This is a genomic window from uncultured Campylobacter sp., assembly GCF_937996225.1.
Lineage (GTDB): Bacteria > Campylobacterota > Campylobacteria > Campylobacterales > Campylobacteraceae > Campylobacter_B.
Genome location: NZ_CALKTC010000025.1, coordinates 1 through 23,961, shown reverse-complemented (window position 1 = coordinate 23,961; position 23,961 = coordinate 1). Strand labels below are relative to the sequence as shown.

The 23,961-nt window shown below is 48.4% G+C and carries 20 protein-coding genes and 1 pseudogene; 5 read left to right on the top strand and 16 right to left on the bottom strand.

Annotation, left to right across the window (positions count from 1 at the left end):
- Window positions 1-19: 19 nt before the first annotated feature.
- Window positions 20-1,210, bottom strand: coding sequence for a transglycosylase domain-containing protein (locus Q0174_RS03500; RefSeq protein WP_298041703.1), 1,191 nt, complete (start codon window positions 1,208-1,210; stop codon window positions 20-22).
- Window positions 1,211-1,251: 41 nt separating this feature from the next.
- Between Q0174_RS03500 and Q0174_RS03495 the strand changes: the two genes are divergently transcribed.
- On the top strand, window positions 1,252-3,306 hold the full coding sequence (locus Q0174_RS03495; RefSeq protein WP_298041702.1) for an ATP-dependent helicase: 2,055 nt from the start codon (window positions 1,252-1,254) through the stop codon (window positions 3,304-3,306).
- An 829-nt stretch (window positions 3,307-4,135) separates the two neighbouring features.
- On the opposite strand, the gene upp is transcribed toward Q0174_RS03495, so the two are convergent.
- The 14 genes from upp to Q0174_RS03425 all read right to left on the bottom strand — a co-directional run bounded on the left by upp (window position 4,136) and on the right by Q0174_RS03425 (window position 17,814).
- On the bottom strand, window positions 4,136-4,762 hold the full coding sequence (gene upp, locus Q0174_RS03490) for a uracil phosphoribosyltransferase (protein WP_298041704.1): 627 nt from the start codon (window positions 4,760-4,762) through the stop codon (window positions 4,136-4,138).
- 590 nt (window positions 4,763-5,352) lie between these two features.
- Window positions 5,353-5,946: a BON domain-containing protein gene (locus Q0174_RS03485; protein WP_298041701.1), complete on the bottom strand. Its 594-nt coding sequence runs from the start codon at window positions 5,944-5,946 to the stop codon at window positions 5,353-5,355.
- Window positions 5,947-6,333: 387 nt separating this feature from the next.
- A complete protein-coding gene (locus Q0174_RS03480; RefSeq protein ID WP_298041700.1) occupies window positions 6,334-7,107 on the bottom strand; it encodes an SDR family oxidoreductase in 774 nt (257 codons plus the stop codon).
- A 258-nt stretch (window positions 7,108-7,365) separates the two neighbouring features.
- The gene (locus Q0174_RS03475; protein ID WP_177389050.1) at window positions 7,366-7,734 is read right to left on the bottom strand and encodes a pyridoxamine 5'-phosphate oxidase family protein; all 369 of its coding nucleotides are present in this window, start codon (window positions 7,732-7,734) and stop codon (window positions 7,366-7,368) included.
- 98 nt (window positions 7,735-7,832) lie between these two features.
- Window positions 7,833-8,513, bottom strand: a complete 681-nt coding sequence (locus Q0174_RS03470) for a DNA alkylation repair protein (RefSeq protein WP_298041699.1) — start codon at window positions 8,511-8,513, stop codon at window positions 7,833-7,835.
- A gap of 248 nt (window positions 8,514-8,761) precedes the next feature.
- Window positions 8,762-10,549 carry a Mur ligase family protein gene (locus tag Q0174_RS03465; RefSeq protein WP_298041698.1) on the bottom strand — a complete coding sequence of 596 codons (1,788 nt, stop codon included), beginning with the start codon at window positions 10,547-10,549 and terminating at the stop codon, window positions 8,762-8,764.
- A gap of 810 nt (window positions 10,550-11,359) precedes the next feature.
- Window positions 11,360-12,091, bottom strand: a complete 732-nt coding sequence (locus tag Q0174_RS03460) for an alpha/beta hydrolase (protein ID WP_298041697.1) — start codon at window positions 12,089-12,091, stop codon at window positions 11,360-11,362.
- Window positions 12,081-12,299: a type II toxin-antitoxin system Phd/YefM family antitoxin gene (locus Q0174_RS03455; protein ID WP_177389042.1), complete on the bottom strand. Its 219-nt coding sequence runs from the start codon at window positions 12,297-12,299 to the stop codon at window positions 12,081-12,083. The genes Q0174_RS03460 and Q0174_RS03455 overlap by 11 nt, the downstream gene beginning before the upstream one ends.
- A 59-nt stretch (window positions 12,300-12,358) precedes the next feature.
- Complete coding sequence (locus Q0174_RS03450; protein ID WP_298041696.1) at window positions 12,359-13,390, bottom strand: D-alanine--D-alanine ligase; 1,032 nt, start codon at window positions 13,388-13,390, stop codon at window positions 12,359-12,361.
- Between the two features lie 23 nt (window positions 13,391-13,413).
- Complete coding sequence (gene ruvA / locus Q0174_RS03445) at window positions 13,414-13,968, bottom strand: Holliday junction branch migration protein RuvA (protein WP_298041695.1); 555 nt, start codon at window positions 13,966-13,968, stop codon at window positions 13,414-13,416.
- A complete protein-coding gene (locus Q0174_RS03440; RefSeq protein ID WP_297943510.1) occupies window positions 13,965-14,528 on the bottom strand; it encodes a hypothetical protein in 564 nt (187 codons plus the stop codon). The genes ruvA and Q0174_RS03440 overlap by 4 nt, the downstream gene beginning before the upstream one ends.
- Window positions 14,529-14,530: 2 nt before the next feature.
- Window positions 14,531-15,460 (bottom strand): MlaD family protein, encoded by a 930-nt coding sequence (locus tag Q0174_RS03435; protein ID WP_291937273.1) that lies wholly within the window; start codon window positions 15,458-15,460, stop codon window positions 14,531-14,533.
- A gap of 483 nt (window positions 15,461-15,943) precedes the next feature.
- The gene (locus Q0174_RS03430; protein ID WP_298041694.1) at window positions 15,944-16,714 is read right to left on the bottom strand and encodes an ATP-binding cassette domain-containing protein; all 771 of its coding nucleotides are present in this window, start codon (window positions 16,712-16,714) and stop codon (window positions 15,944-15,946) included.
- Complete coding sequence (locus tag Q0174_RS03425) at window positions 16,711-17,814, bottom strand: ABC transporter permease (protein WP_298041693.1); 1,104 nt, start codon at window positions 17,812-17,814, stop codon at window positions 16,711-16,713. Before Q0174_RS03425 ends, Q0174_RS03430 begins: the two co-directional genes overlap by 4 nt.
- A gap of 80 nt (window positions 17,815-17,894) precedes the next feature.
- Here Q0174_RS03425 and murJ point away from each other — a divergent pair, with 80 nt between their 5' ends.
- From murJ to Q0174_RS03405, 4 genes and pseudogenes are all read left to right on the top strand, one after another.
- Window positions 17,895-19,292, top strand: coding sequence for a murein biosynthesis integral membrane protein MurJ (murJ, locus tag Q0174_RS03420; protein ID WP_298041692.1), 1,398 nt, complete (start codon window positions 17,895-17,897; stop codon window positions 19,290-19,292).
- Window positions 19,279-20,707: pseudogene (gene cysS / locus Q0174_RS03415) on the top strand (cysteine--tRNA ligase). Before murJ ends, cysS begins: the two are co-directional and overlap by 14 nt.
- A gap of 464 nt (window positions 20,708-21,171) precedes the next feature.
- Entirely contained in the window at window positions 21,172-21,327 is a 156-nt protein-coding gene (locus Q0174_RS03410; protein ID WP_298041691.1) for a hypothetical protein, read from the top strand.
- 369 nt (window positions 21,328-21,696) lie between these two features.
- A complete protein-coding gene (locus Q0174_RS03405; protein WP_298041690.1) occupies window positions 21,697-23,418 on the top strand; it encodes an ABC transporter ATP-binding protein in 1,722 nt (573 codons plus the stop codon).
- 329 nt (window positions 23,419-23,747) lie between these two features.
- Here the strand turns inward: Q0174_RS03405 and Q0174_RS03400 are convergent.
- Window positions 23,748-23,961 (bottom strand): hypothetical protein (locus Q0174_RS03400; protein WP_298041689.1); only part of this gene is annotated, 214 nt, incomplete at its 5' end.

Sequence of the window (23,961 nt, the reverse complement as noted above, 5' to 3'; positions counted from 1 at the left end):
CCCTCTCTTTCATTTGGTTTTACGCTTTTGGTTCATTCGGTTTTACGCCCGCCTGCAATTCTGCGCCTTCGCGCTCGTTTAAATTTAGGCCCCTCCGTCCGCCCAAATTTAAACTCTTTGGTGCATCCGTTTTAAAATCCACCTCTTTGGAATTCATTTCTTTTGAATCCGCTCCCGCCTGCGCGTTTGCGGCATTTGATAAATTTGGCTCACCCCTTGTCGCAGCCGTAAAGCTTGATTCGGCACTCGCCGCGTCCGAAAAATTTGACTCTGCTATCGCTGCGGCTCGGCGTGTAGACGAGTTTGCTTGCCCTGTCGTCGCGCCAGGCGTGCCGCCCTGCTCTAAATTTTGAGTGAAATTTGCATCATCTTTGGCAATGAAATTCTGCATTTTATAATTGTTAAACGCTAACAGCGCGTAATGCGGCGCATAATTGGGCGCTGCGTAGCGCCTGGGCGAAAACGGCTCTGCGATGGCGCGCTCATACTCGCTTTGCGAGATCACGCCGCCTTCTCGCAACTGCGAAATTAGGCGGTTTTTAAGCGCGTTGATGTTTGATCTGCGGTCCAGGCGGTTTTTGTTTGGGTTTTTCGGGATCACGCTAAGAAGCGCGATTTGAGCGTTGCTAAGCTCGCGCAGGTCCTTTTTGAAGTAAAAATACGCCGCGGTTTTGACCCCTTCGATATTGCCGCCGTATGGGGCGAGGTTAAAATACATCCCCAAAATTTCATCCTTGCTGAAGTGCCACTCCAGCTGAAAGGCGTTGAAAATTTCGATGATTTTGTTCTTGTAGCTGCGCTGTTTGGGGCGCATCATACGCGCGACCTGCATCGTAATCGTCGAGGCTCCGACGCGCTCGACGTTGCCCTCGCTTTTTTTAGTAAAATTTTGCGTAAAATTATACGTAGCCGCGCGCAGGATCGAGGCTGGATTGACGCCGAAATGGTAGTAAAAATAGCGATCTTCGAAGTAGATCGCGCTTTGTTTCAGCCGCGGCGGTATCTCGTCCGCGCTCGCGTAGAAGCGCCAAATTTGATCGTCGCTGATCTGCATATTTAAAATTTCGCCGTTTCGATCATATAAAATTCTACTCTTCTGCTTGTTTAGCATATCCAAATTTAGCGGATAAAGCGCGTCCAGGATTAAAAACAGAGCGAATGCAAATGCGCAAAATAGCGCGATTTTTAACGTAAATTTTAGAAATTTCATCGCGCAATTATATCAAAGAATTTTAATGATTTTAGGCTATAATGGCGCCTTTTTGCAAAGGAATAATCTTGGACGCTCTAGCTAAGCTAAACACCGAACAATACGCCGCAGCGACCGCCCCTTCAGGGCACAATCTAATAATCGCAAGCGCAGGCACGGGTAAAACCAGCACCATCGTCGCGCGGATCGCTCATCTGCTAAATCTCGGCACGAGCCCTAGAAAAATTTTGCTCCTTACCTTTACGAATAAGGCCGCAAGCGAGATGATATCGAGGCTGCAGCGGCATTTTGATAAAAAAATCACCTCCGCAATCGTCGCGGGTACCTTCCACGCCGTATCCTACGCCCTACTTCGCGAGCTCGGCAAAGGCGTGATCTTAAAGCAGCCCGCCGAGCTAAAGACGCTGCTAAAAAGCCTCGTAGAAAGGCGAAAATTTTATCACGTAAGCGACACGCGCCCCTACGGCGGGACCTATCTGTACGATGTGTACTCGCTGTATCAAAACAAGGAGATGAGCGCGGATTTTGCGACGTGGTTTAGCAAAAACTACAAAGATCAGGCAGAATTTGCCGAAATTTACGCAGATATTTTGCGCGAGTTCGAGGAGGAAAAGGCGAAATTTAACTACGCCGATTTCAACGACGTATTGCTAAAAATGCGCCATGAGCTGCAAAAGGGCGCGCCGCTGCGGTTTGATGAAATTTTAGTGGACGAGTATCAGGACACGAACTCGCTGCAAGGAAGCCTCATCGATGCCTTTGCGACGAAAAGCCTTTTTTGCGTCGGCGATTTTGATCAGAGCATCTATGCTTTCAACGGCGCAAACATCGACATCATCGGCAGCTTCGGCAAGCGCTTTGCGGACGCTAAAATTTACGCGCTGAATATCAACTATCGCTCAAGCTCGGCGATTTTGGCGCTTGCAAACCGCGTCATCGCGAACAATCCGCGCCTTTACGAAAAGAAGCTGATCGTGGGCCGCGAGGGAAAATTTAGCGCGCCTAAGCTGCATGTTTACGACGATACGGCGGCGCAATACGCCCACGTAGCCGCGCAGATCGCGCAAAGCACCACCCCACGCGAAAAGATCGCCGTCATCTTTCGCAATAATTCCAGCGCCGACGGCGTCGAGGTCGCGCTTAAGGAGCTCGGTATCGGCGCGAAGCGAAAAGGCGGCGTGAGCTTTTTTGAAAGCCGCGAAATCAAGGCCTTTACGGACATCTTCGCGATGATAATAAACCCAAAAGATATGATGGCCTTTATGAATACGTGCGAATACGCAAGAGGCGTCGGCAGCGCGCTAAGTAAGGAGCTTTTCGACGCGCTGATCGCGCTTGGGCACGGAAGCATTCACGCAGGGCTTTTGCACCCCGACGAGAGCGTTAAAATTTTTGAAAAAAAGAGGAAAAACTACCAGCTCGGACTTTTTGATGATGTCGATATAATCGGCTCGGTATCGCGCTTTGAAGCTTTGGAATTTGACGAGTTTTTTCGCTCGCATCCAGTTCTAAAACACAATAAAATCACCGAGGGCGGCGCCGTATTTTTGCACGAAATTTATAAAATTTTTAAAAAAAGCGGCTCCGCTGCAAGGTCCGCTACGCTCATCTCGCAGATCAAAAACTCGCGCCTTTTTGCCCTCGTGGCGGACTTTATCGCGACGAAACGCGCGACGCTGAAAAACGGCAAGATAGACGAGGATCGCAAAAAGGACGAAATATCCCGTATATACGATAAATGCGGCATTTTAGAGCAGATCGCGGGCAAATACGCGGATCCGCAGAGCTTTTATAACTTCATAACCCTGGGCGCAAAGGAGATGAGCGAGGGCGAGGGGGTAAATCTGCTCAGCGTGCACGCAAGCAAGGGGCTTGAGTTTTGCAGCGTCTATCTTATCGATCTGGCGCAAAACCGCTTCCCGAACCTCAAGCTAATGGCGATGGGCGGCAGCCTGGAGGAGGAGCGGCGACTATTTTACGTGGCGGTTACCAGAGCGCGCGACGAGCTGGTGCTAAGCTATGCGAAATTTGATAAGATTAGAAAAGTTAGCTACGAACCGAGCTGCTTTTTAAGGGAAGCGGGGCTGGTGAAGTAAGCATTTTGCTCGCTAAATTTTGAAATTTCATTTTAGCGCGGGCGGATCGTTTGAGTAAGAATTTTACTCCTCGCATACGCCTGGTGCGCCGCCCTGCTTCTTTATCGGATTGCTGAAGTAAGAATTTTGCCGCACGATTTTTGTAAAATTTTACGATTTGCAAATTTTTGCGGCGCGGACGCCACCGCGATATTTTACGGATCGCTAAATTTAGCAGGCGGTAGCGGGATTTGAAGCTACGATTGAGAGGCGTGGTTGCATGGGGCTTTTTTGCGAGCTGCGCGCGGGTTACACTACAGCGCGATCAAGGGCGGTCTGAAAATAGCAATATTTGCGGCGCGGGCAGCCATAAAATTTCACTCCCGTTCTGTTACAGGGTTTTAACGCGGCGAATTCCCCGCAAAATCTTGCGCAGACAGAATTCTACGGCAAAATTCGGCGATAGTGAAATTTCACCGCCCTATTTTGCTTTTTCCTTGCTTTGAAATTCGCGTGTTTTATACGGCGCGGAGCTAAAATTTTATTTGATAAATTCCAAAAATACCGCAAATTCCACGACGAGTTAAAATTTTAAAGCGCATCAAATTTACGGCGCTGCGAAATTTAAAATTTCACTACGTATTGCGCACACTGTAAAAATACGCGCCCTGCCAAATTTATTGGCGCGACGGAATTCCGAGCGGCGACAACTCGCATATTTATAAATAAATTTCGCGTCGCGTAAAATTCCATTGCAGTTAAAGCTTGCTACCGATGAATTTATCGCCGCACAAATATACTATCCCGCGCAAATTTAACGCGGCACAAAGCAGCCCTTCGCCGCGTAAACTCACAGCGTATTAAACACCCTATCTCCCGCGTCTCCAAGTCCGGGCACGATATATTTTTGCTCGTTTAGTCTCTCGTCGATCGCCGCGGTAAAAACCTCGACCTGCGGGTAGATCTCGCTAAATCTATGAAGCCCCTCGGGCGCTGCGATGATGGAGATAAATTTGATCTTTTTAACGCCGTTTTTCAGCAGAAATTTCACCGCATCGATCGCCGTGCCGCCGGTCGCAAACATCGGATCGATGATGATTGCGGTGCGCTCTGCGGCGTCTGTGGGCAGTTTGGCGTAAAAAAACTCCGCCTGCGCGGTCTTTTCGTCGCGCTGAAAGCCCAAAAACCCCACGCTAGCGTCCGGTATGAGCTTGAAAACGCTATCTAGCATCCCCAGCGCGGCGCGCAAAATCGGGCAGATCATGATCTTCGTGGCGAGCTTATACGCGCTGGTTTGCGCCACGGGCGTATGCACGCTCACCTTGCGCAGCGCCAGATCGCGCGTGGCTTCGAACATCATCAGGTAGCTGATCTCATCGACGAGCATACGGAACTGAAACGGATCGGTCCCCCGATCGCGCAGGATCGTGAGCTTATGCTCGATCAGCGGGTGCTTGATCAGCCTTACGTTAGGCAGCTCGCACGCGGTTTGGTACGTACATTTTTGGCTTTGGCTCATTTTCTCTCCTTAAATTTACTGAATTTTGCGCCCTTTTAGGCATTTTGATCGTATGTTTTAGCGCGAGCGCTCGCGTCATGTCGCTAAAATTTCGCCGATAACGGCAACACGATTTTAAATTTAAAGCGTCTTTGACTACGACGCGTGCATCTCGACGCTCAAGTTTAGCTCGGCGGCTCACTTTTAATTTAGCGCTTTTAAAAACGCAGCCCTTTAAATTTTGCTCGCTTGCGTCGCCTCTGATTTGGTCGCTATTTAAACACGGCGCGCTTTCTATCGGCACCGAGCGCTACTTTTCGGCGAGTGCTTGCGGCGTAAATTTTACTTCCGAAATTATCGTCTGAGGCGGCTTTAAATTTACTTAATGCTCTCGCTCGTGAGCTAAATTTTAAAATTCCCCGCTGTCTTGCGCGCCGATAAAATTTTAATTTCATGTATGCGGGCGCTGTGCAAGCAAGCTAAAATAAACAGCGTATCTTTTAATTTAACTCGCCGCAAGCTGTTAAATTTTTTAACGTGCCGCCACCTGCCGATCAAATTTAACAGCCCTACTCCTTCACCACGCGCAGAAACGAATACACGTCCTGAACTCCGGGCGCGTGCGTCGCGTACCAGATCGCGTGTTTTTCGTGCTCGATGTCGCTCACCACGCCGCTAAATACCACGTCGCAGCCCACGATCGCCACGCGCACCGCAGTGCCCGAAACATCGGTGTCGGAAAAGAGATTTTTCTTTAAATTTGTAAAAATTTCAAACGAATTGCACGGATATTCGGGCTTTTTGACGCGCAGATAGGTATGCACGCGCCGCACGCCTTCTGTTTGCCGAGCTAAAGCAAGTAGCGACTCGCGCATCGCTTCGCCATCCAGAAGCCCGATGAGATAGACCTCGCCGTAGAAGCATTCGACCTCCAGATCCCAGCTGCTAAGGCCTTTGGTAAATAAAATTTTGCTTTGGATTTTAGTCTGGATGAGCTTGTCGCTAGCGACCTCGCTCACGCTACGGCGGTCGCGCGCTACGGAGTAGATGTCATATACGCTAAGCGCGTTGCCCGCAGGCGCAAGCGGAGCCGCGCACGAGCTAAATAGCGCCGCGCAAGAGAGCAAAAACACCGACAAAAATGCCAGAAACAAAACCCTCAAACCCTCTCCAATCTCGTTTAATTTCTAATTATCTCAAGCTGGCTGCCGACTCCGCTTTTTAAATTTAGCCCCGCAGGTACCGTTTTACCGCGATCTGAAATTTTACGGCGCGAAATTTCACGGCTTAAAATTCCAAACCGACGCGCCGCAAAATTTTACAATGCAAATTTTAAAATTTACGTTGTAATTCGTACAGTTTGCGGAATTCTACGTTTTCGCCATAGCGGAATTTCACGCGCAGTATTCGTCGCCGTAAAATTCTACGTGCTAAATTTCATTGCAAATTTGCCACTGCGAAATTTTGCAGGGTAAAATTTCTCGCGGCGAAATTTGCCTCTGTAAAATTTTATATTTCAAACCCGCGCCCAAAATTCCGCCCAGCCGCGGCTAATTCGTCGTAAGTCCGCCGTCTATCGCAAATATCGCGCCGCTGACCCATTTCGCCTCGTCCGACGCCAAAAACACCGCCGCATCGCCGATGTCCTGCGCGCTGCCGATTTTGCCGAGCGGATAGATATTTTGCACCATTTGCTCAAACGCTTCGCGCCCCTGCGGGCTAAGCGCGCTTAAATTTCGCTCAAACTGCGGCGTAAGCACGCTACCGGGCGCTATGGCATTAACACGCACGCCGAGTTTGCCGACCTCGAAAGCAAGCGATTTGGTGAAAGAATTTAGCGCGCCTTTGGTGATCGAGTATGCTGTCGTAGTGCGTCCCACGAGCATTCGGTTCGCAAAATACGACGAGATATTGATCACGCAGCCCTTGCTAGCCGCAAGCGCGCCCAAAAGCCCCTGAGTAAGCAGATAGGGCGCTTTGACGTTTAGGTTTAGATGGGCGTCCAGCAGAGCTTCGTCGGTCGCTTCAAACGGCACGAATTTTCCCAGTCCGGCGTTATTTACGAGGATATCTATCTTAAGGGATAGCGCTAAAATGCGCTCGCAAAGGCCTTTTATCGTTTTGCTTTGCGCCAAATCCGCCTCTATCGCGTAAGCTTCCACGCCGTAACCGCCCAAGGCCTCCTGCGCGATTTTTAATTTCTCCTCGCTTCTGCCTAGCAGGATCAAATTTGCGCCCTCTTCGGCGAAACACTTTGCGATGCCAAGCCCTATGCCGTCGCTTCCGCCAGTGATTACGGCGGTTTTGCCCTCTAATCGTTTCATACTTTTCCTTTCAATGCGTAAATTTAGGTTCTAAAAATTTGAACGAGATTTATGGATCTCGCAAACTTCGAAATTTTGCAGGCTTTGAAATTTTATCAACTTTAAAATTTCGCAGCGAAGCGAAGTTTCATCGATAAAATTTTACTAATTTTAAAATTCCATCGATAAAATTTCACGGCAAAATTCCATCGTAAAGCTCGCGGCGGAATTTCATCGGGAATTTCATCCGTAAATTCCACCCAAACTGCGCCGCTTGGCTTACAGCACCTGTTTTACGCTACTAGCCGTGATTTCAAGTAGCCTCGTAGCAAAAGGAAATTTCGCCTTCGTTTCTTCAAACTCCGCGCCACTATCAATAAAGCGCGCTGTGCCCTTCACTACAAAGCCGCGCCCCGCTCCGAACCTGCCTGCTAGCTCCTTCGTTGCGACGCTAAGCTCGACGTTCGGATTAGCCTCCACGTTGCTTTGCGTCTTTTTCATACCCGCAGCGGGGATGAGGATGCGATCACCCTTAATGACGAGATATCTGTTCCATGTATTGCTGATATGAGCCTCGCCCTGCGCGCAGGTAGCGATACCCACGGCGCATTCATAATTCAAAATCTCCAAAAATTCCTTGCTAAACATTTTCTCTCCTTAAATTTACGTTTTAAAGCTCGCGATTTTGGCTGACAAGCCCCGCGCGCAACTGAAATTCTAACTACCTCCGCCACTTTCCGCCGCGGTTAAATTTTATACTTCAAAAGCGCCTCCTTGTCAGCTTTGCTTACGCGAAAGCTATCGCGGATCTTCGATATCGCCTTGTTTTGGACAAATTTAGCCGCCCGCTTGCTCGCCAAAAACGCAAGCGTGCTCTCGCGCTGCTTGATAAACATCTCGGCTATCGCCCACGCCGCGCCCATCTGCACATAATACCGCTCGTCGCTTTCGGCGGCGCAAATTTCAAAAAACTCCTCGGGCGAGATCGCGCTCATATTTCGCATAAAATAAACGTAGAAAAATCGCCGCTCAAACTCGTCCGCACCGCTTTTAGCCTGCTTTAACAGCGCGTCTACGAAAGCGGCGTCTCTGAATTTCGGAGCGAACATATCGCAAACCGCCCAATTAGGCATCGTTTTGATAAAATCGCTCGCAAGCGCAAATTTCGCCTCATCCTGCTTCAAAAGCATTATAAGAAAGCCCTTTAGCACGAACTCTTCGTGAAAAACGGGCTTATAATTTTGCAGCTTGCGCCGTGCCTCGTCCATCCCTCCCAAAACGGCGAAGCTTTTGCGGGCAAGTGCGCGCAGCGCAGGAGTGCGCACGCCTAAAATCTGCGGCGCGGGTATTAGGCGCTGTGAAAATTTCGCCAACTTCTCCTCGCTTAGCGCCCGCAGCCGCCCTAGCATCTTTTCTCGTAAATCCATGGCTTTCCTTTAAATTTGATCGTAAATTTAATCGCGCGCAAGATTGCGATTTTATAACGACGGGCCGAAATTTCGCCGCACAGGGCTATCTATATTAAACAGATCGTGCCGCATGCTCAAACTAATCGCCCGATAAGATCGCGTTCAAGTCGCTCGCCGCACTCGCCAAAGTCTTTTGCTCAAAAACACGACTGCCAAATCGCGCAATATGCCGCTCCAGGCGAAACAAGCCGTATCGCTAAAGCCACTTAAATAAAGCTAGGCGCGTCGTTTGAAAACAAAATCAGATCTCCGCTATGCGTATTTTCGCTCAAAACCCGCTGCAAATCGCGCTTGTCTTTCAAAACGATAGTCTTTTTTGGATCTATCCTGCTTTGCAGCACCTCGGAATTTAGCTCGCCCGTGATGATCGCGAGATCAAAAATTTCATCGATCTTGGCAGCCAGCGTCTCGTTGTCCTCGCGCGTGCTCTCGACGATGCCCGGCGTGATGATGACCTTGCGCCCGCCGTAGCTTCGCATCAGCTCGTAGCTTTGCAGCATGCCGCTTAGATTGCCGTTGAAGCTATCGTCGATGATGATCTTGCCGCCCGCATCGAGCCGCGCGAGCCTGTGTTCGACGGCACCGACGCGTGCGACGCGGCTTTTGATTTTATCAGCGCTAAGCCCTAAAAATCGCGCGATCTTTATGCACGCGGCGAGATTTGCGGCGTTAAATTTACCCAAAATCGGCGCGAAAAACTCATGCCTCTCGCATAGTTCTCTCCGCCCGTTTGAAATTTTATGCCCGTTTGGAGCCTCTTGCGAGCCCCGCTCTTTATCGCCGCAAATTTTATCGTCACGGGCGGTTTGTTCACAAAATTTTCGCTCGCCCCGCTCCGCGCAGGATATGGAATTTGCATCGTCAAAATCGGCGCCGTAATTTTTAGAATTTTTGTCTTTTTCCGCGCATGCCGCACTGCCTGCATCTAGGCTTAAATCGCCCTCCCCTTCACCACCTGCGGCGGATGTGTCTGCATGCAGCGTGGAATTCTCGCCGCTAGCACCGCTTTCATCATCGCTCAAGCTAAGGCTAAATTTTATTCCGTCCAGATCCGCGCCGTGGATTTTTAGCCCCTCGTCGTAGATCGTGACGCGCTCGTCCGCGCTTTTTTGCGTGGAGCTGTGCAAAAACGCATGCTTTAGCCGCGCGCTTGTGAGCGCTTCGAGCTTGGTTTTGCGGATGTTTTCGATGCTTTTGAAATACTCGATGTGTTGCGCGCCGATCTCGCCCACGACGACGATCTGCGGCGCCAAAAACTCGGTGATTTCGGCGATGTCGCCGCTTAGCCTGGCGCCTGCTTCGGCGATGTAGATCTGCGTATCTGCGGGTAGCGCCTCGTTTACGTCGCGCACGAGCCCTGCTAGCGTGTTTACCGAGCGTGGCGTCTTATAGCAGCGAAAGTCGCTTTTTAAAATTTGATACAAGAAATTTTTAATGCTCGTCTTGCCGTAGCTCGCGGTGATCTGAATGATCGTAAGCGAGGGCATCGAGGCCAACTTTTTGCGTGCGTCGGCCTTAAATTTCGCAGCCTGCGCCCGCTCGTAAGCAAAGCTCGCCACAAGAGCGGCGCCAAGCGGTAAAAATATCGGCAAAATCGGAGCTTCTGCGGCATAAAACACGGCGCTGAAGCCAAACGCACAGAGTACTAAAATTGCAAAAAATCGCTTCACGCGCGGCGTAAAGACGAGCTTTTTATCAAGTCCTCTTTGCCAACAATAAAGCGCTAGCGCATAGGCCGCGATGATTAAAATTTTAGCGGCACATAGGGCATAGAGGAATGCAGTGCCAAATTTAGCTGCGCCGAGACCTACCGCGATCTCGCAGCCAAAATACGCCGCCAGCGGCAAAATGAAAAAATAAATGTGCCACGCGGGCTTGGTGAAGTGAAAGATAATACGCGCGGGCTTATACGAAAACCACTGCAGGCAGGTGATCAGATAAAAGCCGAGCAGTAGGACGAATGCCGCGTGCGCGATCAAAAATATTATATTCATCTTTTAAAATTCCTTTTTATAAATTTACGCGCCCGCTTTGCGAGGCTGCGCGGGCAAACCGCGGCGAGCTCGGGCTAACCGGCATTTGGCTTCATTTGTAAATTTTACGAATTATCGCTTTGCAAATTCTAGTTTTACAAAATTCGCGTGCTCGCAAATTCACGCTCTCATGTTGGCCGCACGAGCCGCGCTAGAAATTTACGCTGCTGCGCGGCTCTTTCGTTATTGATACTGTGCCGCGCCTCGCAGGCTAGGCTTTGCGACGCTTTTATAATGCTGCGCGATATTTATGCCGTCTGAGCACTTCGGCTTCGTATCGCGACGAAGCGATGGCGCAGTTGTGCGACTAAATCTAATCGTCCGCTTTGCGGCACACATACACGGTTTCGGCGCATCTTGTACGGCTGCCGCAATCGTGAGCGCAGAGCGGAAACGATCCGCTACGGCGTAAAATTTTAAAATTTAACGCGACACGCTGTGATTTGGGCTTTGCGTTTTATACCGCGTGCCCAAAGAGCGGATTTTGCGCCGCTAAATTTAAACGCATACGCGCGACTTTTATGTTTAAATTTGCGCTTCGGTTTGCGATCTTTGACGCAAACAGATTGCAAAATTTTAAAACGCGGGAGAACTGCACTAAAGCGCCGCAATGAAACGCTTTTAAATTGCACCCCGCTCTTACATTCGCGCGATCTGTCTTTGCATCTAAAGCGCGATTTTTAGCGATGCTAAAATTTCACGGTTAAATTTTAAAATTTTATACAAAATCGCGTCTTGTTTTAAATTTAATGCGGCGCCAAATCGTTAAATTTAGCTGCCGCTAAGCTCCTTTTCGATCTGCTCGCCGATAAAATCCGCGTTCTGCAAAAAGAAAAAGTGATCCCCCGCCAGCGGATAAAATTTGCTGATTTTAACGAGCGAGTGGATCAGCTCGCCGCTTTTTAGGCTAGTGGCGCGATCGTCCTTGCCCCAAAAGATGAGCGCATTTTGCGGGCTTAGCGCAGAAAAAATATCGCGGAAGTCCTCATTTACGACGTTTTTTAGCGTCTCATACATCGTCTTGCTCATACCTGCGGCATCCTTGCTCGCAAACGCGCGCCAAAGCCCCGCTAGTCCAAGCCTTTTTAAAATTTTAAAAATCGCGATTTTTGCGCGCACGGCAAAGGGCTTGGGCTCGATGATACCGGCGCTGCTTAGCAGTATGAGATTGCGCGGAGCTAGCAATGCAGCGATCTTGCCGCCGAAGCTGTGCCCCATGATCGCTGCGGGCTGCTTGCCGAAAGCCGCGATAAAGGCACGCATAATCTCCGCGTAATCCTCGCTGCCAAGGGCGCGCGCGGGCTGCGAGCTGGCGCCAAATCCCGGCAGATCGACGCACACTAACGCGTAACGGCGGAATTTGTCCGCAAAAACTCTAGACATAAGCGCTTTGTTTGCACCCCAGCCGTGCAACACCAAAATATATTCAGTGCGTTGCAGGTTTGAAATTTCGTAGCTGATTTTGTAGCTATCGCCGCCGCAGACGAGCTCCTTACTCGCCACCGCCGCTCCTTTTGGCGTAAACGGCCTTGAGTAGCTCGACTGCTTTTTCGAGCCGCTCAAACTCGCTCATACTGATCATCACGGCTTCAAATTTGTTGTTTTTTACGATCAGGGCTTTTTTAATCTCTTGGTTTTTGATCTTGTTTAAAACGGTGCTGAAGTTGCGCACGATCTCGGTAGCGGTGTAAATTTCGTCTTGATTTATCATGACTCGACCTTTGGGGTAAAATTTTACGCAAAATTTAGCGTAAAATTTTAAACGATTAGCTACTTATTAGCGGTGATTTTGGTGATCAGCTCGTAGCTTACAGGGATCTGCCTCATCGGCGGTAGCGATGAAGCAAGAGCTGCTAAGACCTCGGAGAAATCATCAAATAGGTAGTTTGCGAGACTGCCAGGGTTCGGATTTATCTCGTTTAGATAAATTTCGCCCTCTTTTTCAAAAAAATCGCAGCGAATTAGCGCGCCATCGAATGATCCTGCGTTATAAAGCCGCGTAAAGGCATCTTTCATCTTGCCCTCTAGCAAAGCGCCAGGACGAGCGGGCTCGATCGCGCTACTACGCGAAAAATCCAAATATTTACAATCGAAATTTAAATAGCCCTCTTTTTTTGGCTCTTCGATGTTCGAAAATACGATTTTGCCGTCTATTTTAGCACCTGCGAGATTAAATTCCTTTACGTTTTCCCAGTATGGCTCTACGATCGCGCTGTCGTCCAGCTCAAAAGCCTGATCCAGTGCGTAGCTAAACTCGCTTTCGTTCTTGGCTATCGAAATTCCGATGCTAGAGCCCAAATGAGCGGGCTTAACGATGATCGGAAAATTAAAATTAGGCAGGCTAGTACGATTTACGATCTCATACGGCAAGGTTTTTACATTTGCGATTGCGGCTAAGTGCTTGGTTAAAATTTTATTATAGCTTAGCACGCTAGCTTCTATGCGAGGTCCGATATAAGGGATGCCAAAAAACTCAAATAGCGCTGCCATTTTGCCATCCTCGCCGTCGCAGCCGTGGATTAGATTGATATATGTGCCGACTTCTAGCATGCTTTTGCTAAACATTCCGCTCTCAAAAAATCCGCCCGCACCGATGCTAAGCCCTTTTGCTTTAGCATAGCCGCCCTGCTTAAAATACGCCGCGCGCATATTTTTATCCTCAATGCGGTAAAATTTACGATTTTTATCGCAAAATACAAACTCCAAGTCCCAGCCTTTTAGGGCATTTTTGACGGCAATTGCCGAGATGATACTTACTTCGTGCTCGTAGCTTTGAGCTCCAAAAACTAAGCCAAATTTCATTGTTTTCCTTCAAATTTTATTTTCTACGCTAATTTTTTTAACGCCTCTTTGACAAGATCTGACGTATTCGTGCTGCTGCAGCCCACTAAAATTTGATTGATCTTATCGCGCTTAAATCCAAGGCTTTGTAGCGCGGACGCCGCTTCGTTCTTATAAGTCTCGCTAGGACCGAATTCCATTAGCTTCGCATCGCCTAGTTCGGCAATGATCCGTCTAGCGGTCTTTGGGCCGATACCCGGAACTGAAGTTAGCGTCGCAGCATCCCCCGTAGCTACGCAACGCGCAAAATCCTGCGGAGCGAGCGTCGAACAAACCGCCATCGCCGTGCTTGCACCTACACCGCTAAGCTTGATTAGGGTTTCAAACATCTTTTTTTCACTCTCGTCTAAAAACCCATACAGCAAATCGGCATCCTCGCGCAAAATTTGCACGCACGCAAGCTCGGTCAGCCTGCCCTGCGTGAGCTTCGCGGAGGTATTTAATGACAATGAAAGAGCGTAGCTTACGCCGCTGGCGCATTTAATGACGCAAGCAGTGGGCTCCTTGCGCGTGATAATTCCTTCGATCGCCGCTATCATCTAAGAGCCTTTAAAATTTCGTTTATGCTCTCATTAAGCGCTAAATTTAGGGCATTATAAATGCTTTGCGAGCTAGGATCAGGCACAAAAACGCGCTTAGTGACGATGCCTGATTTTATGCTTTCTAAAGAATTCAAAATTTCATATCCCATCGTGACGGTTGCTTGATCGTTATTGACCTGAAGCGCTACGATACTGGTTTTTAGGCGCAAATCCCGCTCTTTTGGCACAAAGATCGGATTTAGCGAGCAGGTGGAAAATGCCGCATCAAGCAGCGCCTTATATACCATCTCGCTAGGCATCGTGATAAATTTGGCGTCGCTTGCGAACCGCGTTCGGTTTCTAAAATCCACTATTAAAATATCCCGCCTATCGACGAGATCGGTCGCCGTGATGGTGTCGATAAAGATATTTTTGCGCGTACCGCTAGGATTTACGCAACGCTTTTGATCATAACGCAGCTCGTAGTAGGTGTATGGCTTAGCCTGCTTGGCTAAGCAGCCGCCTAAAAATATCGCCGCCAGCGTCGCAGCAAGCGTAAACTTTATAAAATTTTTCATCTTTATTCCTTTTTATCGTCGCGATCCGCGCCTTTAGAAGTGTCTTTGAAAAAGAAATCATAAGGATTGTCCTCTAGCCTAAACATCGCACCTTGGAATTCTCTAAGTGATTTTTTGAGCTCGCCAAGAGTGTTTTTTGCCTCCTCAAGTGTAGGATCCAAGATTGCTTTTAGATTGTACTCGCCGCGATCGATACGCTTAGTAATGATGCCTGCGGTTTTATCCAGTGAATTCGATAGATTGGCAGCACTCACGGCAAAAGCATTTAGATTATCTAACAGCGCGTCTAGCTCCTTCTCGCGCTCGTTTAAATTTGCTATGAGAGTATTTACGTTAGCAAGCAGTGCGTCTAGGCTTTGGAATTTTTTCTCATCGCTTAACTCAGCGCTAAATTTATCCATCGAAGATAGAATTCTATCCACTTTATCGGTATTTTGCTTAGACAATAGCCCGTTAATCTTAAAGATCATCTCACTCACGCTATCGGTGATGACTTCAGCTTTAGAGCCGATTTTATCAAGAAGCGTTTTGTCCAGCGCAATTATCGGTTTTTTATCATTCGGCGGGAAAAGCTTACCACTTCCTTTCGTGATATTTATAAACGCAATTCCGCTTATGCCTTGAGATTCTACCTTAGCGACGCTATCTTGCGAGATCGGCAGTTTGCTTTTTACCGAAATTTCAATCTCGATGATCGCATTTTCGATATCGGCAAAGTCGATGCTTTTGATTATGCCCGCATTTACGCCGATAAATTTAACTTCGGAATTCTCCTTAATGCCTACGGGAAGCTCTTTTGTGTGGATATAGTAGGAGCGATAGCTTTCGCTGCGATCAGTCTTTGTAAGCATCCACCACATAAATGCCGTAAGAGCCGCGACGCAGATCATAACAAATGCGCCTACTATCGTGTATGAAGTTCTATTTTCCAATCTTTTCTCCTAATTTCAGAGTGTAAAATTTAAGCCCTGAGATATGCCTTAAAATAGCCATTTGGGCTTAAATTTTAAAACTTAGCACTTTCTCAAATAGTCGCAAAATTTGCAGAATCATCTGAGTTTAAATTTTAAAGCTTAGCGTGCATTTTGAAATTTCAAAATATCGTCGCGCCGTATTTTAGCGTAAAATTTTGCCGCCCCGGTTTAATTTAACGCCGCTTGCTTGTTAAAATTTTAAAATTTATGCACTATCCAATAAATGCACCTAAATGCGCCCTTAAATACGACCCGCCTAAATTTTAAAATTTTGATTGAGCCGCTAAGGTCTAAATTTTAAAATTTAAGCCCTGCGGAGCCCGGAATTCCTCGCTAGGTTTAAAATTTAAAATTTTCCCGCCGCTATTTTAAAATTTCAGCTCCTACCTATCTAAATTTTACCCACCGCGATGCGTATTTCGACTAAATAAATTTCAAAGCTCAATCCCTTTGCCTCATCTTAAATAGCTCTTCAAGCGGGTTATTCTTTAGGCTTGAAATTTCCTCGATGCTTCCTTCAAAAGCGATTTTTTGATTATCCACGATCAAAAACCGATCCAAAATGTCAAAGATACTATCCACATCGTGCGTCACCATCACGACCGTGACGCCGAGGCTGTCTCTAAGCTCGCAAACAAGCCTATCAAGGGCTCTGGCGCTGAGCGGATCAAGCCCCGAGTTTGGCTCGTCCAAAAATAAAATTTCAGGGCTAAGTGCTAGCGCGCGAGCCAGCGCCACGCGCTTTTTCATACCGCCGCTAAGCTCGTTTGGGCTAAGCGCGGCAGCCTCTTTTTTAAGTCCCACCTTTTGGATCCAAAACATCGATAGCTCATCTATCTCGCGCTCGCTAAATTTAGAGTATTCGCGCAATAACACGCCTACGTTTTCGAGCACGCTCATCGAGCTGTAAAGCGCGCCGAATTGAAACATCACGCCGCATTTTAGGCGGATCTCGTTTTGCTCCGCCTCGCTCGCGCGCCAAATATCGCGTCCGAAAATTTTAATTTCGCCGCTTTGCGGGCGCTTTAAAAATATGAGAGTTTTCATCAGCGTCGTTTTACCGCTGCCGCTGCCGCCTAAAAAGCCGTAAATTTCGCCCTTTTTGACGCTAAAGCTCACGCTATCGTGCATAACACGCGATCCGTACGCGGTAGTAACATCGCGCGCGACTATGATTTTAGCGCTTTCGATGGATTGCACTTGCTCACTCATAGCCCGATTTCCGAAAACAGAACCGCGAATACCGCGTCGATCGCGATGACCCAAAATATCGCATTTACGACGCTGATCGTAGTGTATTCGCCGATGCTTTGGGTATTTCCTTTGACCTCAAAACCCCGCATGCAGCCGATGATAGCAATGAATGCCCCGAAAAATGGCGCTTTAATTATACCTACTAAAAAATGCCTAAGCTCTACAGAAGCCTTAAATCTATCCAAATAATCGCTAAAGGCTATATCTAAATACGCGTCGCACACTATCATCTGAGCAAAAATACTTACCGAATCTGCGATAAAAATGACTAGCGGCATGATTAGTACCATCGCGATAATGCGCGGCATCGCAAGAAAATAAAACGGATCAAAGCCCATCGTCCTCATCGCATCGATCTCTTCTGTGATCTTCATCACGCCGATCTGTGCCGTAAAGCTCGAAGCCGAGCGACCTGCGATAACGATAGCGGCGATTAGAGGCGCCACCTCGCGCAGCGTCAAAGCACCCATTATATCGATGATATAGATGCTGGCGCCAAATTTAGAAAGCATATCCGAGCCGATGTAAGCAAGCACGATGCCGATCAAAAATGCCGTCAGTGAGACTATGAAAAGCGCGTCTATGCCGCTATCTTTGATGAAATTTACAGTTTCTTTGAAGCGGAATTTCATTGGATGAATTATAAAAGCCGTAAGTTTAGAGAAAAACTCGCCCAAAAAGCTTGCAAGGCTTAGCAAGCCTAGAATTCCAAGATGGCAATAAAGTCCGATCTGCGCTAAAAAATTTAGCCTACGAGACTCGGGTACGTAGCTAAAATCGATCGTTTTATCATCCATAAAGCTTAAAATTTTGGCGGCTTTGCAGCTATCCTCCACAAGGCTAACCCGCTTGCCGGCAAGGGCGTTTTTGATCATCAACGCCATGAAATAGTCTAAATTTGAAATTTCGCTTAAGCTTAGCTCCAGCTCGTTTAAATTTTTTACAGCTTTTTTTAGTGCAAGTAACTGCGAGCGCGAGCTTTTGTAGTTCCACTGCCCGCGTAGCGATAAGGTGTTTTTCCCGCCCGAGCTTTCGAGCGAAAAGGCTAAATTCCGCAAAAATTTCTCTCCAAAATCAAAAAATAGGGGAAATTATAATATAATCAACCTTGGCATTTTATAAAATTTAATGGAGATTTATGCTCAGAGGCTTTTTTACAAATAGCGCAGGCACGCTGGTTTCGCGGGTTTTGGGTTTCGTGCGCGACCTGCTTACCGCATCGGTTTTGGGCGCGGGAATTTACAGCGATCTGTTTTTCGTAGCGTTTAAACTGCCCAATCTTTTCCGCAGACTATTCGGCGAGGGAGCCTTTACGCAGGCATTTTTGCCTAGTTTTACAGCCGCGCGTAAAAAAGGAATTTTCGCCGCAGCAGTGCTTATTAAATTTAGCATTTTCATCGCGCTTTTAACGGCGCTCGTGCTGCTTGCTGCACCCATTTTTACTAAAGTTTTAGCATACGGATTTAGCACCGAGCAGATCGGTCTTGCGGTGCCATACGTGCGGATAAATTTTTTCTACCTTACATTCATTTTTGTCGTTACGCTCTTTGCCTCGCTGCTTCAGTATCGCGATCACTTCGCTACGACGGCGTTTTCGACCGCACTTTTAAATTTAGCGATGATAGCGGCGCTTCTGCTAGCTCGCGGTAAAGACGGCGCCACGGCGGTGCTTTATCTTAGCTTCGGCGTCGTGGCGGGTGGACTTTTGCAGCTTGCGGTGCATGTTTATGCGTTGAAATTTACCGGCATGCTGCGCGTCTTAGCCGGCGGCTTTGCGCGACTTGCACGGGGCGATAAACCGCAGACGCAGGGCTTTTATAAAAATTTTTTCGCGGGCGTGCTCGGTGCATCGGCGCTTCAGCTAAGCTCGTTTATAGATACCTTTTTTGCGAGCTTCCTTGCTAGCGGCAGTATCAGCTATCTCTACTACGCCAACCGCATATTTCAGCTGCCGCTCGCGCTTTTTGCGATCGCGCTTAGCACGGCGATCTTTCCGCGCATGAGCAAATTCGTAAAAGCTCACGACGACGCGCAGGCTCTGGCGCTTGTCGAACGCGGATTTTACTTCCTTTTGACGCTGCTCGGACTCTCTGCGATAGGCGGCGTGATGCTGCGAAACGAGATCACGCAGCTACTGTTTGAGCGCGGAGAATTTACCCGCCAAAATTCCATCGAATGCGCCGCGGTTCTCGGCGCGTATATGGTAGGGCTCGTGCCGTTTGGGCTGTCTAGGATTTTTTCGCACTGGCTGTATGCGAATATGAAGCAGAAACTAAGCGCAAAAATTTCGATCTGGTGCGTCTTTATAAACGTCGCTTTGTGCGCGCTGTTTTTTAAACCCTTCGGAGCCGTGGGGCTTGCGTTTGCAAGCACGATAACGGGGGCGTTTCTGCTCGGCTTCAACCTCTATTTTTTTGGATTTAATAACTTTTTAGCTATAATCCGCGCAAAAAAAATTATTGCGATCGCGGCGCTTTGTGCGGGCGAAGCGGCGATTTTATACATTTTAAAAGGCTTGTATTATGGTAATTTATGATAGTTTGAGCAAAAAGAAGCTCCCGTTTAAGCCCATTAGCGAGGGGCTGGCGCGCATTTACGCCTGCGGCCCGACCGTTTATGACGACGCGCATCTAGGCCATGCAAAAAGTGCCGTGAGCTTTGATTTGCTGCGCCGCGTATTGCAAGCGGAGGGCTATGAGGTAAAATTTGCGCGAAATTTCACCGATATCGACGATAAAATTTTAAAAAAGATGGAGCAGAGCGGCAAAAGCCTGGAGGAGATCACGGAGTTTTATACCCGCAGATATTTGCAGGATATGAGCGCGCTAAACGTCGCGGACGCGAGCATTTCGCCCAAAGCGACCGAAAATATCGCCGCGATCTGCGAGCTCATATCCTCGCTTCTTCAAAAAGGCTTTGCCTACGAGATCACCGGTGACGGCATCTACTTCGACACGCGCAAGGACGGGGATTATCTAAGTCTTAGCGGCAAAAAAGAGGGCGCCGGTAAAAACATCGCCCGCGTCGCCTCAAACGATGCCAAGCACGACGAGAAGGACTTCGTGCTGTGGAAATTTGACGAGAACTGGTTTGATAGCCCGTTTGGCAAAGGGCGCCCGGGCTGGCACAGCGAGTGCGTCGCGATGATTTTGGCGCACCTTGATAGCGGTGATCCGCAATTTTGCATCGACATTCACGCAGGCGGCGCTGATCTGCTCTTCCCGCATCACGAAAACGAAGCCGCGCAGTGCCGCTGCGCTCGCCATAGAGCGCTAAGCAAATACTGGCTTCACAACGGCTTCGTGCAAGTAAATAACGAAAAGATGAGCAAGAGCCTCGGCAATTCCTTTTTTGTAAATGACGCCCTAAAAATCGCACCAGGCGAGGCGCTGAGATTTTATCTCTTAAGCTCGCATTACAGGGCAAATTTTAATTATTCGGTGACCGATCTGCTTGCGAGCAAAAAGAGGCTCGATAAAATTTACCGCCTTAAAAAGCGCGTCCGTGACGTTTTAACTCCCACTGCAGGGCAAAATTCTGCGCCAGCTGCCTGCTGCGGAGGCTAAATTTAGATCGGAGATAATGGAATTTTTGAGCGATGATCTCAACACCTCAGGCGCGCTTGCGGTGCTTGATAGCTTTGTAGCAAACGCGAACGAAGCGCTAGATCGCGCACCAAAAGACAAGGCGCTAAAGGCTCAAATCGCTGCAAATTTGGAGTTTGCAAAGCAGACGCTCGGAATTTTATATGAGGATGAGACCGAATACTTTCGCTTTGGCGTGAGCGAGCAGCAAAGAGCGCAGATCGAGGAGCTGATAAAACAGCGCGCGCAGGCGAAAGCGGAAAAGGACTTTGCGAGCGCGGATGCCATCAGGGCGCGCCTTACGGATATGAAGATCGAAGTGATGGACACGGCTAGCGGCACCGTTTGGGAGGTCGCAGCGGAGTAGAACGTAAAATTTAGCGTAAAATTTTATGTTAAATTTTATGATTTTTTACGATGAGAAGCGTAAATCCGAACGCTAATCCGCGCGAAAATTTTAGCGCGATTTTTATCTGAAGTATTGCTATACCGCGGCGTGATTTTATTTAGTGATACGGTGCCAGAGCGATGTGTGGCGTGACACGGCGACAGAAGCGCAAGGTGGATCGCTATTTTCATTCGTCGGCGCGGCTGATGCAGCAGCGCGATATAGCGCGGTACAGCGGTAGCACTACGGATCGTCTGTGCGTAAATTTCAGTGCGATTTTATGGCAATTGGCGATGCAAAGTTGCGATGCAGCGCAGTGAAAGTAGCACTGCGGCAGCCTGTGCGTAAATTTTAACGCGACTAGGTGCAGTGGAATATGCTGCGGCGACGCGCAAATTTCGGCGCGATTTTTATAGCGATATTGTACGCGGGTGCACGCAGCGATGAAAGTCGCGATTTCATTTGTCAATACGGCTGATGTAGCGGCAAAGCTACAAGACAGGCTGCGATTTTCATTCGGCGGTGCGGCGGCGCAAAAGCGCAATGCGGCGCGCCGTTGTGAAGTCGCGATACACACGATGTATAACGGCACTTTGTAGCGCTTTATGGCGCCTCAAAGCATTTACCGCTTAAAATGTGGACGACAAAAGCGCGGAAGATCGCGATGAATAAAAACTCGCTCGCTTTAAGCACTTAGTGCTTCGAACGCGGCAAACAAAAAAGCTAAATCTCGGCATCGTTCGCGCGGCAGCGTATGTGGGCGGATAGATTTGGCGAGCTTGCGAAGCGCAAATTAGTCCCGCGCCGCCCCATAAATTTTGTGCTGCATCGCGGTCAAAATTCTAAAATTTAAGGAATTTTAGAATTATAAATTTTGGAATTTTAGGAATTTTGAAATTCCATCAATTTTGAAATTTCATGAATTTTTGGATTTTAAATTTTAAAAATTTTATAAAAAAGGATAGCATTTGAACGGCTTTAAAACTTTACTATCGCGCTTTAAGCCCTATTTTAGGGATTATAAGCCGCAGTTTGCATTGGCGATTTTGGGTATGGTGATGACGAGCGTGGCGACTGCTACGAGCGCGAAGCTGGTCGAGCCCGTTTTAAATAAAATTTTCGTCGAAAAAAACGAGCCGTATCTCTACACGCTTCCGATCGCGATCATCGTGGTTTTTGCGATGAAAAGCGGCGGTGCGTTTATGCAAAACTACTTCACCGCCTTCATCGGTCAAGACACGGTGCGCCGCTTCCGCGATAGGCTCGTCGCAAGCCTCGTGCGGCTGGACGTGGATTTTTTCAACCGCTTCCGCACGGGCGAGCTCATCAGCCGCACGATCAACGATATCGAGCGCATCCGCGTCGTAGTTTCGAATATGATCCCCGATTTTTTCACGCAGATCATTACGATTTTGGGGCTTTTGGGCGTCGTGATCTATCAGAGCCCAAAGCTTTCGTTTTTCGCGCTCGTGGTCTTTCCGTGCGCGATATATCCGCTCTCGCGCCTTGCAAAGCGGATGAAGAAAATTTCGCGCGAGTCTCAAGAGAAAACATCCGATATCTCCTCGGCGCTCAGTCAAATTTACTCCAACATCGAAATCGTCAAGGCAAGCAACGCTGAGAGCTTTGAAGTGGAGAAATTTAACGCCGAAAACAAGAAATTTTTCGGTCTAAATTTAAAGGCGGTCGTAACGACGTGTCTGGTAAGCCCGATCATGGAGATGCTGGGCGCCGTGGGCATCGCCGTGGTGATCATCGTCGGAGGACAGGAGGTCATCGCGGGTCAAATGAGCATCGGCAGCTTTTTCAGCTTCCTTACGGCGCTTTTTATGGTCTACACCCCGATAAAAAAGGTCTCATCGCTCTACAACAACATGCAAGACGCTATCGCAGCGAGCGAGCGGACGTTTGAGCTCATAGACTTGGAGCCTACGATCGTCGGAGGCGGCAAGCAGATGGGCGAGATAGGCTCGGTGAGCTTTTGCGACGTGTCGCTAAACTACGGCGACAAGGCGGCGCTGAAAGACATAAGCTTTAGCGTCAAAAAGGGCGAAATTTTAGCGCTCGTCGGAAACAGCGGCGGCGGCAAAAGCTCGGTCGTGAACCTGCTGATGCGCTTTTACGACGCAAGTAGCGGTAAAATTTTATTCAACGGCAACGACGAGATCGGCGAGTTTAGCATCCCTAGCCTGCGCGAAAACATCGGCCTCGTAAGCCAGCGCGTCTATATTTTTAACGACACGATCGCGCAAAACGTAAGCTACGGCGCGGAATTTAACGAGCAGCGCGTCATAGAGGCGCTCAAGCTAGCCAACGCCTATGAGTTCGTAAGCTCGATGAAGGATGGAATTTACACCGTGCTTAGCGAGTTCGGCGCAAATCTTAGCGGCGGGCAGCGCCAGCGTATCGCCATCGCGCGCGCGCTGTATAAGAACCCGCAAATTTTAATATTCGACGAGGCGACTTCGGCGCTGGATAACGCAAGCGAAAAGGAGATCTCAAACGTCATCGAAAAGATCAAACAAAGCAAAATCGTCTTTGTAATCGCGCACCGCCTCTCCACGATCGAGCGCGCCGACAATATCGCCGTGATGAAAAACGGCCGCATTCTCGCTATCGGCACCGACGCGAAGCTGACGGGCGAATGCGAGGAGTATCGCAGCCTAAAGGGGATAATGCAAAACAGCTAGAGCTTTAAAATTCTGCGCCTTTTGCGCCCCGGTTTTGCTCTACGAAATTTTAAAATTTTATCTTTGAAGCAAGCCGCATAAATTTATCCGCAAAGATTGAAATTTTACCTTGAAATTTAGCTGCGCGGATCGCTGTTTTGGCTACAGGGCTTTTTAATAAAGCTCGACTCTTTGGTGCGATGAGGCACGACTGCTAGAGCTTTAACGTTTGGATAAAATTTATCTTAAAATTTTAGCGCTTCATTGCAGGCTGCCTCTAAATTTAAACGCTCGCGCCGTTTTAAAACCGCTGCGGTAAAATTTTATCGCGCGCTGGGCTTTTCGGCGCGCTACCTGCACTTGATCTTCGGCATCTGCGATAAAATTTTGGCTTTATTTTCCTTTATAAATTTTCCCATCTTTTTGAAATCCCTATCCGAATCGAAATTTTTCGCGTATTGCACAAGTACAAGTCCGCAGCTTTGCATATCTGCAACCATTAGATCGACTTCATATTTATTGAAATTAGGATCTCCGGGGGCAGGCGGATTAAGGATCGCTATT

Coding starts and splice junctions, on each gene's coding strand:
- Q0174_RS03500 (WP_298041703.1), bottom strand. CDS start 1,210: ATGAAATTTCTAAAATTTACGTTAAAAATCGCGCTATTTTGCGCATTT.
- Q0174_RS03495 (WP_298041702.1), top strand. CDS start 1,252: ATGGCGCCTTTTTGCAAAGGAATAATCTTGGACGCTCTAGCTAAGCTA.
- Q0174_RS03480 (WP_298041700.1), bottom strand. CDS start 7,107: ATGAAACGATTAGAGGGCAAAACCGCCGTAATCACTGGCGGAAGCGAC.
- Q0174_RS03475 (WP_177389050.1), bottom strand. CDS start 7,734: ATGTTTAGCAAGGAATTTTTGGAGATTTTGAATTATGAATGCGCCGTG.
- Q0174_RS03470 (WP_298041699.1), bottom strand. CDS start 8,513: ATGGATTTACGAGAAAAGATGCTAGGGCGGCTGCGGGCGCTAAGCGAG.
- Q0174_RS03465 (WP_298041698.1), bottom strand. CDS start 10,549: ATGAATATAATATTTTTGATCGCGCACGCGGCATTCGTCCTACTGCTC.
- Q0174_RS03455 (WP_177389042.1), bottom strand. CDS start 12,299: ATGATAAATCAAGACGAAATTTACACCGCTACCGAGATCGTGCGCAAC.
- Q0174_RS03450 (WP_298041696.1), bottom strand. CDS start 13,390: ATGAAATTTGGCTTAGTTTTTGGAGCTCAAAGCTACGAGCACGAAGTA.
- ruvA (WP_298041695.1), bottom strand. CDS start 13,968: ATGATAGCGGCGATCGAAGGAATTATCACGCGCAAGGAGCCCACTGCT.
- Q0174_RS03440 (WP_297943510.1), bottom strand. CDS start 14,528: ATGAAAAATTTTATAAAGTTTACGCTTGCTGCGACGCTGGCGGCGATA.
- Q0174_RS03430 (WP_298041694.1), bottom strand. CDS start 16,714: ATGAGTGAGCAAGTGCAATCCATCGAAAGCGCTAAAATCATAGTCGCG.
- murJ (WP_298041692.1), top strand. CDS start 17,895: ATGCTCAGAGGCTTTTTTACAAATAGCGCAGGCACGCTGGTTTCGCGG.
- Q0174_RS03410 (WP_298041691.1), top strand. CDS start 21,172: ATGAAAGTCGCGATTTCATTTGTCAATACGGCTGATGTAGCGGCAAAG.